Source organism: Deinococcus sp. (assembly GCF_025362455.1).
Taxonomy (GTDB): Bacteria; Deinococcota; Deinococci; order Deinococcales; family Deinococcaceae; genus Deinococcus.
In genome coordinates this window covers 17,946-34,706 of record NZ_JANYGJ010000108.1, presented here as the reverse complement: position 1 = coordinate 34,706, position 16,761 = coordinate 17,946, and the positions used below count along the sequence as shown (strand labels likewise).

General features: G+C 66.1%; 14 protein-coding genes. 1 reads left to right on the top strand and 13 read right to left on the bottom strand.

Features of this window, described 5'->3' with window-relative positions; translation table 11 throughout:
- Together Q0R23_RS08610 and Q0R23_RS08605 are read right to left on the bottom strand one after the other, a co-directional pair.
- On the bottom strand, positions 1-968 hold a 968-nt coding region (locus tag Q0R23_RS08610), incomplete at its 3' end, for an aminotransferase class III-fold pyridoxal phosphate-dependent enzyme (protein ID WP_293912112.1).
- A gap of 109 nt (positions 969-1,077) precedes the next feature.
- Positions 1,078-1,821 carry a PucR family transcriptional regulator gene (locus Q0R23_RS08605; RefSeq protein WP_293912110.1) on the bottom strand — a complete coding sequence of 248 codons (744 nt, stop codon included), beginning with the start codon at positions 1,819-1,821 and terminating at the stop codon, positions 1,078-1,080.
- Positions 1,822-2,049: 228 nt separating this feature from the next.
- Here Q0R23_RS08605 and Q0R23_RS08600 point away from each other — a divergent pair, with 228 nt between their 5' ends.
- Positions 2,050-4,764, top strand: a complete 2,715-nt coding sequence (locus Q0R23_RS08600; RefSeq protein ID WP_293912108.1) for an EAL domain-containing protein — start codon at positions 2,050-2,052, stop codon at positions 4,762-4,764.
- A 13-nt stretch (positions 4,765-4,777) separates the two neighbouring features.
- Here Q0R23_RS08600 and Q0R23_RS08595 read toward each other — a convergent pair whose 3' ends face one another.
- The 11 genes from Q0R23_RS08595 to Q0R23_RS08545 form a co-directional block, all read right to left on the bottom strand.
- Entirely contained in the window at positions 4,778-6,013 is a 1,236-nt protein-coding gene (locus Q0R23_RS08595) for a hydantoinase/carbamoylase family amidase (protein WP_293912106.1), read from the bottom strand.
- Positions 6,014-6,125: 112 nt separating this feature from the next.
- Positions 6,126-7,061, bottom strand: coding sequence for a hypothetical protein (locus tag Q0R23_RS08590; RefSeq protein WP_293912105.1), 936 nt, complete (start codon positions 7,059-7,061; stop codon positions 6,126-6,128).
- A gap of 103 nt (positions 7,062-7,164) precedes the next feature.
- A complete protein-coding gene (locus tag Q0R23_RS08585; protein ID WP_293912104.1) occupies positions 7,165-7,749 on the bottom strand; it encodes a DUF3060 domain-containing protein in 585 nt (194 codons plus the stop codon).
- A gap of 125 nt (positions 7,750-7,874) precedes the next feature.
- Positions 7,875-8,936, bottom strand: coding sequence for an ABC transporter substrate-binding protein (locus tag Q0R23_RS08580; protein ID WP_293912103.1), 1,062 nt, complete (start codon positions 8,934-8,936; stop codon positions 7,875-7,877).
- Between the two features lie 40 nt (positions 8,937-8,976).
- Positions 8,977-9,951 (bottom strand): ABC transporter permease, encoded by a 975-nt coding sequence (locus Q0R23_RS08575; protein ID WP_293912102.1) that lies wholly within the window; start codon positions 9,949-9,951, stop codon positions 8,977-8,979.
- The gene (locus Q0R23_RS08570) at positions 9,933-10,826 is read right to left on the bottom strand and encodes an ABC transporter permease subunit (RefSeq protein ID WP_293912101.1); all 894 of its coding nucleotides are present in this window, start codon (positions 10,824-10,826) and stop codon (positions 9,933-9,935) included. The genes Q0R23_RS08575 and Q0R23_RS08570 overlap by 19 nt, the downstream gene beginning before the upstream one ends.
- A gap of 58 nt (positions 10,827-10,884) precedes the next feature.
- On the bottom strand, positions 10,885-11,700 hold the full coding sequence (locus Q0R23_RS08565; protein ID WP_293912099.1) for an ABC transporter ATP-binding protein: 816 nt from the start codon (positions 11,698-11,700) through the stop codon (positions 10,885-10,887).
- Between the two features lie 31 nt (positions 11,701-11,731).
- The gene (gene hydA / locus Q0R23_RS08560) at positions 11,732-13,096 is read right to left on the bottom strand and encodes a dihydropyrimidinase (RefSeq protein WP_293912098.1); all 1,365 of its coding nucleotides are present in this window, start codon (positions 13,094-13,096) and stop codon (positions 11,732-11,734) included.
- Positions 13,093-13,716: a hypothetical protein gene (locus tag Q0R23_RS08555; protein ID WP_293912097.1), complete on the bottom strand. Its 624-nt coding sequence runs from the start codon at positions 13,714-13,716 to the stop codon at positions 13,093-13,095. Before Q0R23_RS08555 ends, hydA begins: the two co-directional genes overlap by 4 nt.
- A gap of 23 nt (positions 13,717-13,739) precedes the next feature.
- Positions 13,740-15,119: an NAD-dependent dihydropyrimidine dehydrogenase subunit PreA gene (preA, locus tag Q0R23_RS08550; RefSeq protein ID WP_293912096.1), complete on the bottom strand. Its 1,380-nt coding sequence runs from the start codon at positions 15,117-15,119 to the stop codon at positions 13,740-13,742.
- Positions 15,120-15,212: 93 nt separating this feature from the next.
- Positions 15,213-16,607 carry an NAD(P)-dependent oxidoreductase gene (locus Q0R23_RS08545; RefSeq protein ID WP_293912094.1) on the bottom strand — a complete coding sequence of 465 codons (1,395 nt, stop codon included), beginning with the start codon at positions 16,605-16,607 and terminating at the stop codon, positions 15,213-15,215.
- Positions 16,608-16,761: the final 154 nt, after the last annotated feature.

Genomic DNA, 16,761 nt, shown 5'->3' with positions numbered 1-16,761 from the left:
TTGAGGTTCGCCACCGCCGCCGCCAGGCTGACCGGGTGCCCGCTGTAGGTCAGGCCGCCCGCCAGAAAATGCGTCTCAAAATACTCGGCGATGGCGTCACTGACGACCACGGCGCCCAGGGGCATGTACCCGCTGGTCAGGCCCTTGGCGCAGGTCACGATGTCGGGTTTGATGCCGTAATGTTGCGTGGCGAGCCATTTACCGGTGCGCCCGAAACCGCTCATCACCTCGTCGTCGATAATCAGAATGCCGTACTTGTCGCACAGGGCACGCAGCTTGGGGTAATAATCGTCGGGCGGCACCAGCAGGCCGTTGCTGCCGGTAATGCCCTCGACCATGATGGCGGCGATGTTCTGCGGCCCCTCCATCTGGATGATCTCCTCGATGTGCGAGACGCATTCACGCTTGCAGGAGTTGGGCTCTTTGCCAAACGGGCAGCGGTAACAGTACGGATCGAAGGCCCGCACGATGCCCGGCACGCCCGGCTCGACCGGCCAGCGGCGCGGGTCGCCGGAGGCGGTCATCGAGCCCATGGTGGCGCCGTGGTAGGAACGGTAACGGGTGATGATCTTGTCGCGTCCGGTGTACAGGCGGGCCATCTTCATGGCGTTCTCGTTGGCCTCGCTGCCGCCCAGGGTGAAGAAACTTTTACCGAGGCCGGTGACCTCGCGCAGCTTCTTGCCCAGCGTGGCGCGGACATCGGTGGCGAAGGCGGGACCGGCGAAGCACATGATGTCCACCTGCGCCTTGATGGCCTCCAGCACGGCGGGGTGCTGATGGCCCACGTTGAGGTTGATCAGTTGGCTGGAAAAATCGAGCCAGGTGTTGCCGTCACCGTCGTAGAAGTGGCTGCCCTTGCCTCCGGTCATGTGAATCGGGTTGGTGGCGTTCTGCACGCTCCACGAGAACAGGGTGTGCTCGCGGTTCTCGTGAACGATCTGCGAACTGCCTTGGTGCGCGTCTGGCATGGCTGAGCCTCCTGAGTGAGTGCGGGGTTGGCTCACCCAGTGTAGGTTCCGCCGCGTTCAGGGCGCAAGAGACAGTGTGTCCAGTGAGGAAGGTGTCCAGTGGGGCGCCTCAGCCCCCTTTCAGCGTTCCGGGCCTGATCTCGCCGACCTCACTCCGGTTGAGTTCCAGCGCCAGATGCAGCGCGACCTGGCGGCGGTGATCGCTCAGGTCGCCCAGCATGCCGGTGAGCTGCTCCAGGCGGTAATACACGCTCTGACGCCTCACGCCCAGCCGCCGGGCCGACTCCGCCACGTTGAAATTGGTGTGCAGCAGCGCCTCCAGCGTGCCGATCAGGGCGGCCCGTGGGCGGGCAGGCAACGCCAGCAGCGGCCCCAGTTGCGCTTCCAGAAAGGCCAGGCTGCGCCCCGTTTCGGCCAGCGCGTCGAGCAATGGCGCCAGCGAGGGCTCGGCGGCGGCGGCAGGCGGGCGCAGAATCCGGGCGTGGGCGGCGCGGGTGAGCTGCGCGAAACTGACCTCCTGGCGAAAGACGATCAGCGGGAAATCGTAGAGGCGGGCGGCGCCCAGCAGCGCCGGGGGCACATCCGGCAGGTCGCGCACCAGTTCGAGGACCAGGCCGTGAGCGCCGCCCCCTCGCAGTGAGCGCAGGTAGCGGCCTTGCTCGGCAGCCGTGGCGTGGGCCAGCGCCGTACCGGTGCTGATAATCAGCTCGCCGCCCGACAGGAAGCGGGCCGCGTCCATGATCTCGCTCACGTGCGTCCAGGTGACCGGCTGGGCGAGCTGAGAGTGCCCGGACAGCACCTGCGCCCCCGCGAAAGCCGGAAGGGTCAGGAGTTCGGAGAGGGTGGGGAGCATGGGGAGACCTCCTCAGCTCATTATTAGCGGATTTGGCTGAAGCCGACCTGCGCGGCTCATGCTCCAACGCAAACCGGACGAACGCCTGCGTCTGCCGAGAATCAGGGGGCGGGGCAGGTCCGTAGTGTCTCAAAACGAAGCTCCACTTTCAGTGTGACGAAGCCGACATACTCCCTGCCACACAGTAGACTCCAAGCACACTGTGAACGCCCGGTAAAGGTGACTCGTATGGACGCCGCCCAACTTAACCGCTCCCGCCTTGTCGGCCTGATGATGGTCGTCATCGGCTTTTCGCTGGCGCGTCAGGTCTGGACCGTCTACACCCTCGGCGGGGCACGCAACGAGGTGGGCGAGGTGGTCTTCCGGGTGGTGCCGCTGCTGCTGGCAGTGCTGCTGGTGGGCCTGGTCACCCGGCAACACTCCGGGCGTCTGCGAAAGGCGATGGCCTGGATCACGGCGTCGCTGGTCTGCTTCACGCTGGCGATGGTGATGGTCAGCCTGTTTCAGTTTGTGCTGAACATCAGCCCCTTTCCCTCACCTGCCGATTTCTTCAGTACCCTCTCGATGCCGCTGCTGGTCATCGGCTTCGCCCGGTTGCCGCACGCCCGCTACCGCCTGCACGAGCGCCTGCGCCTGGGCCTGGACGCCAGCATCATCGTGAGCGTCATCGCCGGATACGGCTGGTTTTTCGTGCTGGCCCCGGCGATCCTGGGGCATCTGTCGCGGGGCAGCATCGGCCTGCCGCTGATCCTGGCGATGACCTACCCGATCTACGACCTGGCGGTGTTGTCCGGCATGCTGATCGTCGCGGTGCAGTGGAGGCGCAGCAAGGCGGGCGCCGACATCGCGCTGCTGCTGGCGGCGGTCTGCTGCTGGCTGCTGGCCGACGGGTATTTCCTGGCCCGCTGTTTTATCGACGGCCTGCCGGTCACGCATCCGCTGGAAGCAGGCTGGGTCTGGGGCGCCACCCTGATCGCCCTGGTCGCCCTGCGGAGCCTGAGCTGGCCGGGTGTTGGGCTAAACGTCGCCGGGCTGGACTCTCCTGGGCTGGACTCTCCTGGGCTGGACGCTCCTGGGCTGAACTCTTCTCGGCTGGACGTGACTGGGCTGGACGTGACTGACCCGGACTCATCTGACCCGGCGCAGCCCGAACGCTCACTCAGCGCCACGGCGACGTCCTGGGGCGCCGCCGACCTGCCGACCCGCTACGGCGCGTACCTGGCGCTGCCCGCCGTGCTGCTGCTGGTCTGGTTCGGGCGCTCGGCGGCGCCGCTGCAATCGGTGGGCACCCAGGTGGTGTCCGCGCTGGTGGTCGCGCTGGTGATCGCCCGGCAGATCGTGTTGTCGCTCGATCTCCAGCGGCTCAACCGCGAGTTGCAGGGGCTGTCTGCCGCCCTGGAATTCCGGGTCGGCGAAAGAACCCAGGAACTCCAGCTCAGCCGGGACCGCGAGCACCAACGCACCCGTGTGCTGGAGATGATCGTGCGCGACGAGGCCCTCAGCCTGATTCGCCGCGAGGCCGCGCAGCTCGGCTCCGAAGCCGCCCGCAGCCTGGAGCAGCTCGCCGCCGAGCGCCGCGAACTGCTCGACCGGCTCGAAGTTCAGGCCACCTGCGACGCCCTGACCGGCCTGCCCAACCGGACCCAGTGCCTCCAGACGCTCAGGGCGGCGCTGAGTACAGCGCTGGGGGCGTCCGGGCGCCCGCCTCTGGCCGTGGCCGTGCTGTTTGTCGATCTCAACCGCTTCAAGGACATCAACGACACGCTGGGGCATCCGGTGGGCGATCAGGTGCTGTGCGAGGTGGTCGGGCGCTTTCAGAGCAGCATTCCGCAGGGCGCCCTGCTGGCCCGGCTGGGCGGCGACGAGTTCATGGTGGTGCTGGGCGACCTGGACCCTGGCCGCGCTTTCGCCACGACCGAGCGGATCGGGCGCGAACTGCTGAGCACCCTCGGCCCGGCCATCCGGGTCGGTGAGGCCGAGGTGTTCGTGGGCGCCAGCATCGGCGTGAGTTTCGCTCCGCAAGACGCTCAGGACGCCGTGACCCTGCAACGCTACGCCGACGCCGCCATGTACCGCGCCAAACAGGGTGGCCTGGGCTACTGCGCCTTCACGCCGGACCTCAACGCCAGCGCGGCCAAGCGCCTGGAGACCGAGCGCCTCCTGCGCCGCGCCCTGGAGGGCGACCCGGCGAGGTCGTTTCATCTGGTGTATCAGCCGATCATCGAGCTTGGTGCTGATCCACTCGGTGCTGGCCGGATCGTGGCGGTCGAGGCGCTGCTGAGGTGGTCTGATCCGGAGCGCCCGCTGTCGCCTGCCGAGTTCATTCCGGTGGCCGAAAACAGCGGCCTGATCGTGGCGCTGGGCCGCTGGGTGCTGGGTGCGGCCTGCGCCCAGAACGCCGAGTGGCAACGCGCCGGACTCCTGGTCCGGGTCAATGTCAACGTCTCGACCATCCAGTTCAAGTGCCCCGATTTCGTCGAGGTCGTGCAGGCGGCGCTGGCGGGCAGCGGTCTGGACCCCCGGAGCCTGAGCCTGGAGCTGCTGGAAAACGTGCTGGTCAGCCGTTTCGACGAGATCGACTCACGCATCACGCAACTGCGGGCCACCGGGGTCCAGCTCGCCCTGGACGACTTCGGCTCCGGCTATTCGAGCCTGTCGTACCTGGGCCGCCTGACCTTCGACACGCTCAAAATCGACCGCTCGTTCACCGCCGCGCTGGACACACAACGCGGCAGCCGCCCGCTGATCGCCTCGGTGCTCTCGATTGCCCAGGCTTTCGGCATGGACGCCGTGGCCGAGGGCGTGGAGACACCCGCTCAGCTCGCCGCCCTCCGGGCGCTGGGCTGCCGCAGAATTCAGGGCTATCTGTTCGCCAGGCCGCTGCCCGCCCACGAGATCGAGCCCCTGCTCCGGCGCGGGCTGGTGGGGCCGGAGTCGGTATAACCGGCAAAGCCGCTCAGCGCAGAATCCAACGGACCGCTCTGTCCGTCAGCTTGTCGAGCGCCTGCACACTCAGCCGCAGGTGCGCCTCGTCGGTGTCCTCGGTCTTGTTGTGGCTGATGCCGCGCAGGCTCTGCACGAACAGCATCGCGGTGGGAATACCCGCCCGCGACATTTCCGCCGCGTCGTGCAGCGGGCCGCTGGGCAGGCGGTGACTGTGCGAGGTCACGTCCAGAATGCTGGCCTCCACGGCGTCGATCAGTTCCGAGTGAAACGGCAGTGGCCCGATGTTCCACAGATCACCGAACTCCACCGTGCAGCCGCCCTCCTCGGCGAAGCGCTCGGCAGCGTCCTGGGCGCCCTGCCACAGATCGGCCAGGCCCTGCGCGTTCAGGTGCCGCTGGTCGAGCAACACCTCACAGGTCTCGACCACGCTGGTGACGATGCCGGGCAGGGTTTTGACGCTGCCGATGGTGCAGACCCCGCCGCAGCGCTCGGCGATGACGTAGATCTCCTGCGCCAGCCGGGCCGCCGCCAGCAGCGCGTCGCGGCGCACCTTCATCGGCGTGGCGCCCGCGTGGGCCGCCTGCCCGTGAAAGGTGACGCTGTGCCGCTCGACGCCGTAGGTGCCCAGCACCGCGCCCAGCGGCAGCTTCAGATTCTCCAGCACCGGCCCCTGCTCGATGTGGAGTTCGATGTAGGCCGCCGCCTTTGCCAGTTGCGACTTCGCCTGCGGGGCGTCGGCCAGGATGACCCCGACCCCGCCCAGCGCCGCGCCCAGGCTGATCCCGCCCTTGTCACGGAGCTGGGCGAGCGCATGCACGTCGATGTTGCCGCTGGCGGCGCTCGACCCATAGAGGCTGCGGCCAAAGCGGGCGCCCTCCTCGTCGGCCCAGTCGACCAGCCGGACGGTCACGGGCGGCTTCCCGGCGTACTGATCGCTGAGGCGGCGCAGCACTTCCAGCCCGGCCAGCACGTTCAGCGAGCCGTCGAGCCAGCCGCCGTTGGGCACGCTGTCCAGGTGGCCGCCGATCAGCAGTTCACGCTCGGATTCGCCCTTCAGGGTGGCCCACAGGTTGCCCGCCGGATCGGTGATGACCTCCACCGGCAATTCGAGCAGTTTTTCCTTGAGAAACGTGCGGGCTTCGAGCCATTTGTCGGTGAAGGCCACGCGCTGAGCGCCGTGCTCGTCGCCGGTCAGGCTGCGCAGGGCTTTCAGTTCGTCGATGGTGCGCTGCGGATCGAGCGACATGGTTCCTCCTGTTAGGGGCGGTGGCGTGTGTTAGTGGCGGTGGCGTGGGGGGCAAGCAAACGTGGACCGCACCCATGATAGGACGGTCCACGCTGAGGACTCACTTCGGAGTTTACTTCGGAATCGCCACGCTGGACACGGTGAACGGCAGCTCCGGGCTCAGACCGGGGCCTTGCTTGTCGAACTGAGAATTCACCACCAGCAGGCGGCCAGCATTCAGGGCGATGGTGGTCGGGTAGCGCAGGCTGGCGTCGGTGAAGGCCGTGCCCAGCATGCCGCTGCCGTAGTCTGCCGACATCGTGACGGGCACGATCAGCGTGGCGCTGTTGCGGACCACGTACAGCGTCTGCCCACTCAACAGGATGCCGTCGCCGCTCATCACGGTGCCGCCGCCCAGATTGATCTCGCTCACCGACTTGTCGGCCACGGTGATGCGGAACAGCTTGCCGGTGTTCGACTGCACCACGATCAGGTACTTGCCGTCTGCCGTAGCTGCAATTCCGTTCAGGTTAAAGCCCTGCTGGTACGTGAGCGCCGTGCCGGTGAAGTCCAGCCAGGGGGTCAGCTCACCCACGCCGCTGACCGTGCGGGCCACCCGGAAGAGGATGGGTCGGTTGGAATCGGTGAAGTAGGCCCCCTCGGCGGTGAGCGCCACGTCGTTGATGAAGGTGCCACCAGCGGGGACGGCGGGCGTCTCGAAGGACTTGAGCAGCGCCTTGGTGGCCGTATCGTAGACGAACATCTTGCCGCTGGCGCCGCCCGCCACGAACAGCCGCCCGCCCTCGTCCACCTTCATGCCGATGGCGGAGGGCCGCTCGGCCACCGGGGGCAACAGGATTTCGGTGTCCTTGTTGCCCAGCGTCCCTTTGAAAATGGTGCCGTCGGTGGTGCTGCCGACGTAGAAATTCTGGCTTCCGGCGCGGTAGGCGACGCCTTCGGGAAAGACCGCCGCGCCGGGCAGCGCGTAACTGGTGACTTCGGGCGTGGTCATGGGGGAGCAGGCCGCCAGGAGGCCGGTCAGTAGCACTGCCGTCAGAAGTCTTTTCATCGTTCCATGCTAGGCGGGCGGCGTGAGGCGCAGTGCTGGACTTGTTACATCAGGTTTTACCCAGGTGGTGAATCAGGGCGGAGGAGGGTTCGGCGCCGCGCACTCACAGCGGCGTGGCGGTTTTGGGCGCCGCCGGAGCGGGCTTGCCTGGTGTGGGCTGACCTGGAACGGATTTGATGTGGGAAGGATTGATCGGCAGCGGACGCACGGCGCTCACGCCCGACGCCCGGACGCTGTTGCCGGTCCCGCTGAGACTCTGGGCGATGCGGCCTCCGCGCAGCGCAGCGCCGTAGGTCACGGCGTTGAAGCTGCCGCGCACGTTGACCTGGCCCAGCCGCTCCACGCTGACGCTGTTGCGGCTGCCCGTGAGGCTTACCAGCGGGCAGTTGCCCAGCAGCCTGACGCGCTCGCCCTCGCCCCGGAGAGTGACGCTCCTGCCGTTGCAGTTCATGGTCCGGCTGAGCGGGGTGACGCGGACGCCGCCGGGCCGGGCCGGAGTTGGGGTTGGCGCCGTGACGCGGACGCCGTTGTTGTCGATGCGGATGTTCGGCACGTCGGTCTGTCCCGGCGCCGGGGTGACGCTGATGCCGTCCGGGCCGATGGTGATGCTCTGGGCCTGGGCTGGGCCGCACAGCAGCCAGGCGCCGAGCAGCAGCGGGAGGAGTGCAGTCTTCATGCAGGGCTTCATCTCCGGAGTCTAGCGAGGCGGGGTGAGTGGCCGACTTGAGCGTTTCTTGGTGCGGGCCGAGACGGTAGCGGCCAGCCTCCGCAACGAAGACTGGCCGCACAGTTCAATTCTACTTCTTGTCAATTCTACTTCTTGGTCGCCGCCTCCCAGACGCTGTAATCGACGGCGCCCGCCGCCGGGTCGGCCTTGAGCAGCCCCACACCTTTGAGTAGCGCCACGTTGGATTTGTACGCAGCAGGATCGAGGTAACCCGCTTTGCCCTGGAGGGTCGCCCCGGCGTTGTAGAGCTTGGCGACCTCGGCCATCTGCCAGGTCTGGTGCGCCTTGGCGTCGGCGCGGGTGCCCGATCCCTTGCAGGTGTTGCCGCACAGCGGCAGCACGATGTTGACCGCCTCGGCCTGATTTTTCACGGCGTAGTTCCAGCCTTTGAGGCTGGCCCGCACCAGCCGCGCGGCGATTTCCTTACCGCTCAGGCCGCTGCCTTTGAAGTCCTTATCGTCGAGCGTTTTCTGCGACGTGAACATCAGGTCTTCGAGCAGGTTGATGCCGTAGTCCGACGCCCTGAAGATGCGGAGTTTGTCGAGGCTGTAGCCCAGCCCGGCGATCTGATCGACCTCGTTGTAGGTCATGGCCGACACCAGATCCACCTTGTCGGGGAAAACAATACTGGGGTCGAAGGGGTAGGTGACGGCCTGGACGCTGGGGCTGGCGACGGTGCTGTCGAGGCTGGTGGTCAGGTTGTACTTTTTCAGCAGCGCGATGGCCGGATACTCGTTGCCGCTGGGCCACACCCCTACCCGCTTGCCCTTGAAGTCGGCGGGTTTGGCGATGTTGCTGGCCTTGAGCGACACCAGCGTGAAGCCGCTCTTCTGGAAAATCTGGGCGATGTGGACCACCGGGAGGCCCTGCTGGCGAGCAGTCAGCAGGTCGGTGATCCAGGTCGTGCCGAAGTCGGCGGCCCCGGTGGCGACGGTCTGAATGGGCGACTGGTCGCCGATGGGCAGCAGGGTCACGTCCAGCCCCTCGGCCTTGAAGTACCCCTTGGCCTGCGCCACGAAAAAGCCCGCGAACTGCGCCTGCGGAAACCATTTGAGCTGGAGGCGAATCGGCGTGAGCTTCGTCTGGGCCTGAACAGTGGGCAGGGCGGCGGCGGCGAGCAGGGCGGACAGCAGCGCGAATTTCCTCATGTGGAACCTCCGGGTTGGAAGTGGGGAAGCGAATTGAAGTCTAACGTCGTCCTGGCAGTATCCGCCGTTCGATCAGCGAGATCACCAGGTAGAAGCTAATACCCAGCACCGAGGCGACCACGATGGCGGCCCAGACGACGTCCAGCCCGAACTTGCCGACCTCGATCTGGATGCGGAAGCCCAGCCCGCGCCCCTCGGTGCCGAAAAACTCGGCCACGATGGCGTTGATGAGCGAGAGCGGCGCCGCCACCCGCAGGGCCGTGAACACGAACGGCAGCGCCGAGGGCCAGCGCACGTCGCGGAAGGTCTGCGCCGCCGAGGCCGCGTAGCTGTGCATCAGGTCGAGGTGCATGCTTTGGGCGCTGTGCAAACCGCGCACGGCGTTGATGAGCACCGGGAACAGGACGGTGACGGCCACGATGATGGTCTTGGACGCCACGCCCAGCCCCACCGCCTTGATGACCACCGGGGCCAGCGCCACGATGGGCACGCTGGAGAGCAGCGCCGCGTAGGGCAGCAGTCCGCGTTCGAGAAAACGCAGCCGCACCGACAGCAGCGCCAGCCCCAGCCCCAGCAGCGTGCCGATGACGAAGCCCAGCAGCGCCTCGTAGACGAAGGTGGTCAGCGCGTCTCGCCACAGCACAGTGCGGGCGGCCCACAGCGCTTCCAGAACCTTGCTGGGCGTGGGAATCAGGCCGGTAGGCACGGCGTAGGCGCGCAGGGCGGCTTCGGCGGCCAGCACGAGCAGAATCAGCGTGGCGGCGGCGGGCACGGTGCGGGCCGGGTGGCCTTCTCCCTGGGCACTCTGACGGATACCGACGGCGCCGAGGAGCAGCAGAGCAGTGATGCCGACGAGCCACAGCCCCGGCTGCGCTGGTCCAAGTTGAGCAGGAGCCTCCTGGCGGGCCAGCAGCAGGCTCAGGCCCGCGAGGCCCAGCCCCGACAGACCCAGGGCGCCCCAGGCACCAGCCAGGCGCGGGACGGGGCGCTCCAGACTCACGCGACTGGTCGCCACCTCGTCACCGCCCGTTCCAGCAGCCCGATCAATGCCACCAGCGCGATGCCCAGCGCCGCGCCGTAGACCATGATGACCCACAGCGCCACGGTGTCCGAGGCCCGCGAGTTCTCGGCCAGCATCTTGCCCAGACCCGAAAACGAGATGGTGCTGATCTCGGCCACGATGCTGCCGACCAGCGCCGCCGTCGCCGCGACTTTCAGCGAGGTGAACAGGTACGGCAAGCTGGCCGGAAGTTGCAGCAGCAGGAAGGTTTGTGGTCCGGAGGCCCGGTACGTCTGCATCAGGTCGCGTTGGAGGGGATCGGGGCTGCGCAGGCCCTGCGCCATGCCGATGGTGACCGGAAAGAAGGCGATGTAGGCGGCGATCAGCGCTTTGGGCAGGAACCCCTGCACGCCCGCCTGGCCGAGAAGGACCGCCAGCATCGGGGCCAGCGCCACCACCGGCACCGTCTGGGAGGCGACCAGCCAGGGCAGCGTGGCCCGCTCGAAGCTGCGGCTGCGGACCAGCAGGGTCGCTAAAGCCAGCCCGACCACCACGGCCAGCCCCAGCCCCAACAGGGTTTCGCCGCCCGTCACCAGCGCGTTGTACGGCGCGGCAGTCGCCGAAAATGGCTGGGCACTCAGGCTCCGCATCCCCACCCAGAACTGCCCCGGCGCCGGAATGACCGGGTTGCGAAGCTGGGTGGCGCAGGCTAACGCTGTCTTGCAGCCCAAATCCGCGCCGCTATCGAGCGCTTTCTGGGCTGCGCCCTGATTGGCAAACAGCATCACCGGCCAGTAGATCAGCGCGGCGAAGACGGCGACGGCCAGCATCGGCAACAGGTTGGACGGACGGCGAACGCGGCGCGGAGTCGAGGCAGGAAGCGTCGTCATGCCTTGCACCCTTCCCTGTCCGTTCCCACTTCCCACAACCCACTTCCCACTTCCCCCCTCACTCATGCCCCCGCCGCAACAGTTCCCGGATCTCGGTGGCGTACTGAAAAAACCTCGGATCTTCGCGGCTCTCCTCGCCACGCGGCTGCGGCAGATCGATATTCACGATGCCCTCGATCTTGCCGGGGCGGGCGGTCATGACGACCACGCGGCTGCTCAGAAAAACCGCCTCGCTGATCGAGTGGGTCACGAACACTACCGTCTTGCCCGTCTCGCGCCACAGCCGCAGCAATTCCAGATTGAGGTTCTCGCGGGTGATCTCGTCGAGCGCCCCGAACGGCTCGTCCATGAACAGCAGCGCCGGACCTGGGGCCAGGGCGCGGGCGATGCTGACGCGCTGCTGCATGCCGCCCGACAGTTGCCAGGGATACGAGCGCTCGAACTTCTCCAGGCCGACCAGCCGCAGCATCTCGCGGGCGCGGGCGGCGCGGCTGTCTTTGGGCGTGTTCATCACGTCAAGCGGCAGCCGGACGTTGCCCAGAACATTACGCCACTCCATCAGCGCGGGCGCCTGAAACACGTAGCCGTAGCTGCGGGCTTCACGGGCCTGGCGGGGCGTGCCGCCGTTGACGGTCAGTTGCCCGCTGGTCGGTGAAATCAGGTCGGCCATCAGTCGCAGCAACGTGGTTTTGCCGCAGCCCGACGGCCCGATCAGGCTGATGAACTCGCCGGGCATGATCTCCAGATTGGCGTCTTGCAGCGCGACGGTCTGGCCGCCGGGCACGGGGAAAATCATGCCGAGGTCGCGAACGGAGACGATGGGCGGGCCGCTGTGCGGCGGAGAGTGGGAAGTGGGAAGTAGGGAGTGGGTCACGGCATACCTCTGGGGTCGGGGAAAGGCTGGATCAACGTCTGAGGAGCTGGCCGCGTCCGGGGGTGCCGACGAACTGACCGTTTTCGGCGGCAACCTCGCCGCGCACGGTGACGATTATCGGACGACCATCCAGCTCGAAGCCCTCGAAGCCGCTGTAGTCGGTGTTCATGGAGCTGGTCGCGGCAGAAATCATGCCCCGGTAACTCGGATCATAGACCACCAGGTCGGCGTCGGAGCCCACCGAGACGGTGCCCTTGCGCGGATACAGGCCGAACAGTTGCGCCGCTCTGGTGCTGGCGGCGTCCACGAAGCGCTCCAGGCTCAGGCGGCCCCGGCTCACCCCATAGGTATACAGAAGGTTCACCCGGTCCTCGATGGCGGGAATGCCGTTGGGAATCAGCGTGAAATTGCCGTCGCCCATGTGTTTCTGGGCCACGTCGAAGGGGCAGTGGTCGGTGGCGACGGTATCGATCTGGCCGAGTTCCAGCGCCTCCCACAGCGGCCTGTGGTTGCGTTTGTCACGCAGCGGGGGCGACATGACATGCTTGGCGCCCTCCACGCCGGGGCGCTCGGCATAGGTCTTGTCGAGGAGCAGGTGCGGAATCACCACCTCCACGCTGAGGTCCACGCCGCGTTCTTTGGCCTCCAGGGCGGCGTCCAGGGCACGGGCGTTGGACAGGTGGACCACATAACCGCGTGCGCCGGTCAGCTCCAGAAAGGTGGCGAAGTGGGCGGTGCCCCCTTGCTCCACGGCTTCGGGGCGGCTAGGCTCATGCCACTCCGGGCCGGTCTTGCCCTCGCTGATCAGTTTGCGCTGGAGTTCCGAGACCAGATCGGCATTTTCACAGTGCGCGGTGACGATCACGCCGAGTTCCTTGGCCAGTTTCAGCGTCTGATACAGTGCATGGTCGTCGATGCCAAACGCACCCTTGTAGGCCAGGAACACCTTGAAGGACTTCATGCCCTGGCCGACCAACTCGCGCAACGTGGCTTCCGTCCCCTCGTCCCAGCGGGTCACGCCGAGGTGAAAGCTGTAGTCGCAGGCACTGTGGCCCTCGGCGAGCCCTGACCAGGTGGCCCAGCCGTCCGCCAGTTCTTCCGAGCCCGCCGGAGCCAGCATCTCGATATAGGTCGTGGTGCCGCCGATCAGCGCCGCCTGGGAGCCGGTGGCGTGGGTGTCCCTGGCGAAGGTGCCCATGAACGGCAGGTGAATATGCACATGCGGGTCGATGAAACCGGGGAAAACATATTTGCCGCTGGCGTCGATGACGCGGGCACCCGCCGGAGCGCTCAGCCCCTCGCCGATCTGGGTGATCTTCTCGCCCTCGACGAGTACATCGGCCTTGTAGCGCTGGCCGTCGGAGACGATTTCACCGTGCTGGATGAGGAGGGTCATGGATGAGGCTCCTTCGGCGCCGGAGCGGGGCCAAATTGACGTTTGCGCCATAAAAATGGGGAAATGCGAATCCGTTCTTCCAATGTTCCGTCCCATTCGGTAGCCACATGATGCTGCCTTAGAATTTCGATTGCTTCCCTAGCAATAGTTAGGCTCGCCTCATCGCGCTTAGCATCATCATCCTCGTAGGCTCCGAACGCGAGCATCAGGCCAAGACCCATGACCCCACGCTCAACATCCTGACCGTGATAGAAAATGGCTCCGCGAGGCGGAGGGGTCATCTCATAAGCCGCCTGATTCGCGTCTTCCCAACCATGTGACATGGTGTAGCCAGCATTTTGGAGGGCGACGATACCGCTCGTGTTCAACTCCTTGAACGCATCGTCAATCGCGTCATTCGAAGTGAATTCTAGCCACTGAGCCTCTTCCTTACGCTGCTCAGCGAACAACTGCACGGTCAGAGCTTGCAACTCAGCTTGCAGCTCTGGCTTCGGTTCATCAAACGATCCTTCAAGATCTTCTTTGATGTTATCATTCAATTCTTCTTGAGAGGAAAACCCGCCCTTCACTTGCGTCACAACTTTTTCGGTTATGTACTGAATAATTTCTCGTTCATCCATGCCGAATCTCCCGTAACGCTCACTCAGTGAATCTCGATCCCCACGTCTTCCCGGTACGCTTCCATCGCGCCCCACTGCTGGGTGACGGCAGGTTGACGCGCACTCAACTCATCCCAGGTGACGCTCTCGCGGCCACTCGGCACGCTGACCATCGTGATGCAGTGATCCACCGGGCAGACGTTGGCGCACAGGGCGCAGCCCACGCAGTCGGCCTCGCGGACCACCGGCATGGGGCGGGTATCGGCCACCGCTTTGCCGTTCACGCGGGGATCGAAGCCGGGGTCCACCCGCAGGCCGCCCGGCGTGGTCAGGTCGATGCACTGGTGGGCCGTGTCGTTGCAGGCGACGTAACACAGGTTGCACTGAATACACTTGTCGGGGTCGATGCGGGCGACGGCCTGGTAACTCAGATCGAGCTGCCCGAAGGTGCTGAGTTGCGGCAGGCTTCTGCCCACCACGTCCCCCACGCTGGCGAAGCCTTTGTCGTCCATCCAGTTGCTCAGGCCGTCGATCATGTCCTCCACGATGCGGTAGCCGTAGTGCATGGCCGCCGTGCAGACCTGGACCGCCCCGGCGCCCAGCAGCAGGAATTCGGCGGCGTCGCGCCAGGTGACGATGCCGCCCATGCCGCAGATCGGCACACCGGAGCGCAACACCTCGGCGTCGGTCATCAGCTCGCTGAGCATGTTCAGGGCAATCGGTTTGACGGCTGGCCCCGCGTAGCCGCCGTGCGTGCCGCGCCCACCGATGTTGGGCGTGATCTGGAGGGTGTCCAGGTCCACGCTCATAACGCTGTTGATGGTATTGATGAGGCTCAGCGCGTGCGCCCCGCCCTTCAGCGCCGCGTGGGCCGGGTCCACGATATGCGTGACGTTGGGCGTCAGCTTGACGATCACCAGCAACTTGGTGACCGACGTGACCCAGTAGGTGTTCAGCTCGCACATCTCCGGCACCTGACCCACCGCCGCGCCCATGCCGCGCTCGGACATGCCCTGGGGGCAGCCGTAGTTCAGCTCGATGCCGTCGGCGCCGGTATCCTCGATCCGCATGACGATCTCGCGCCAGGCAAGAGGGTCGGCGTCCACCATCGCCGAGACGATCAGGGCGCGGTCCGGAAACAGCCGCTTGACCTCGGCGATCTCGCGCAGGTTGACCTCGATGGGCCGGTCCGAGATCAGCTCGACGTTGTTGATGGCCAGCAGCCGCTGCCCGCCGATGCTCAGGCCGCCGTAGCGATTCGAGATGTTCAGGACCGGCGGCCCGATGGTCTTCCAGACCGCCCCGCCCCAGCCGTGCTCGAAGGCCCGGATGACCTGGGCGCCCGTATTTGTCGGCGGCGCCGAGGCCAGCCAGAAGGGATTGGGGGCACGGATTCCGGCGAAATTGATGGAGAGGTCAGCCATGGTGTGTCTCCAGCGGGGGGGTAGGGAGTGGGAAGTGGGAAGTGGGGCAAAAGCGTGGAGCAAAGGCTAGAGCCGGGCGAAACGCCAACGCGGTCAAGAGGTCTGGGGAGTTCCCACTTCCCACTTCCCACCTCCCACTTCCCCAGCGCCCAGCGCGGCATGTATGCCCGCCGCCGCGATCTTGCCGTCCTGCACGGCCATGACGGTGCTGGCACTGCCGCGTAGCCGCACGCCGTCGCCACCGGCCCAGACGCGGGGGAGGGAGGTTTGCAGGTCGTGGTTCACCTTGATGTAGCCGCCTTCCAGCTCCAGACCCAGCAGCTTCGCCAAATCGGGTTTCTCCTGACCGATGGCGCTGATGACCTGATCGCAATCGAGGATGAATTCGCTGCCCGGCACCGGCTGCGGGCGGGGTCTGCCGGAGGCGTCGGGGGCGCCCAGGGCCATCTTCACGCACTTGAGGCCAGTCACTTTTCCGCCGTGACTCACTACTTCAACCGGCTGCGTTAAAAAAGTAAAGGCGATGCCCTCATGGAGCGCGAATTCGTACTCGTGGCGGTAAGCGGTCATCTCAGCTTCGGTGCGGCGGTAAACAACCAGCACCTCGGCCCCGGCGCGGCGGGCCATCGTGGCGGCGTCGATGGCGGTGTTGCCCGCGCCGATGACGACGGTTTTTAGGCTATACAGCAGCGTTTCGGGGTGCAGCTTGGCCTGCTCGATGAAGTCCAGCCCGTCGATCAAGTGCTCCTCGCCGGGAACGCCCATAGCTGGAACCGCACCGAGACCCAGAGCCAGAAACACCGCGTCGTGGTCATGCAGCAGAATATCCAGATCAGCTTTGCCGGTCAGCTCGCGCCCGGTCTGCACGTCCACACCCAGGTCAATCAGAGCCTGCACCTCGCGCTGGGCGATCTCGATGGGCTCGCGCAGGCTGACGATGCCGTAGGTGCTGAGTCCACCGGCCTGCTCACGCTTCTCCAGCAGCGTGACGGCGTGCCCGGCCTTGGCGAGTTCGGCGGCGGCGCTGATGCCCGCTGGGCCGGAACCGACCACCGCGACGCTTTTACCCGTCGGCGTGCCCGGCTGAAACAGTTGCACGCCGCGCTCCTGCACGTGGTCCACGGCGTAGCGTTGCAGGCGGCCAATCTGAATCGGCGTGTGGTCCTTGCCGAGTACGCAGGCACCCTCGCACAACTCCTGCACCGGGCAGACGCGGGCACAGGTGCCGCCCAGGAAGTTGGCTTCCAGAATCGTGCGGGCACTGCCGCGCAGGTTGCCGGTGCCGATCTTGCGAATAAATGTCGGAATGTCGATGTGCGTCGGGCAGGCTTGCAGGCAGGGCGCGTCGTAGCAGTAGAGGCAGCGGTTGGCCTCCACGGCGGCCTCATGGGCGCTCATGGGCGGCAGGAGTTCCTGCCAGGTACTGCCACTGGATGACTGAGTGGGGGCTGATAAATCGGGCGCGGATGGATGCTCGAATGCCGTCATGACTGACCTCGCAGGGGTGTTCAAACGTCCGAAGCGGGAGGTCGGTTCATGCCCTCACGGGAGCCGAATTAACCGATGTGAATAATCTTAAGGGAACGTGTGTATATCGTCAAGCTGGGCGGATGCATTTGAATGCAGGGCAGGCCGGATCAGT

Bases quoted from the DNA above. Each gene is read 5' to 3' on its own strand.
- Q0R23_RS08605 (WP_293912110.1), bottom strand. From the start codon at position 1,821: ATGCTCCCCACCCTCTCCGAACTCCTGACCCTTCCGGCTTTCGCGGGG.
- Q0R23_RS08600 (WP_293912108.1), top strand. From the start codon at position 2,050: ATGGACGCCGCCCAACTTAACCGCTCCCGCCTTGTCGGCCTGATGATG.
- Q0R23_RS08595 (WP_293912106.1), bottom strand. From the start codon at position 6,013: ATGTCGCTCGATCCGCAGCGCACCATCGACGAACTGAAAGCCCTGCGC.
- Q0R23_RS08590 (WP_293912105.1), bottom strand. From the start codon at position 7,061: ATGAAAAGACTTCTGACGGCAGTGCTACTGACCGGCCTCCTGGCGGCC.
- Q0R23_RS08585 (WP_293912104.1), bottom strand. From the start codon at position 7,749: ATGAAGCCCTGCATGAAGACTGCACTCCTCCCGCTGCTGCTCGGCGCC.
- Q0R23_RS08580 (WP_293912103.1), bottom strand. From the start codon at position 8,936: ATGAGGAAATTCGCGCTGCTGTCCGCCCTGCTCGCCGCCGCCGCCCTG.
- Q0R23_RS08570 (WP_293912101.1), bottom strand. From the start codon at position 10,826: ATGACGACGCTTCCTGCCTCGACTCCGCGCCGCGTTCGCCGTCCGTCC.
- hydA (WP_293912098.1), bottom strand. From the start codon at position 13,096: ATGACCCTCCTCATCCAGCACGGTGAAATCGTCTCCGACGGCCAGCGC.
- Q0R23_RS08555 (WP_293912097.1), bottom strand. From the start codon at position 13,716: ATGGATGAACGAGAAATTATTCAGTACATAACCGAAAAAGTTGTGACG.
- preA (WP_293912096.1), bottom strand. From the start codon at position 15,119: ATGGCTGACCTCTCCATCAATTTCGCCGGAATCCGTGCCCCCAATCCC.
- Q0R23_RS08545 (WP_293912094.1), bottom strand. From the start codon at position 16,607: ATGACGGCATTCGAGCATCCATCCGCGCCCGATTTATCAGCCCCCACT.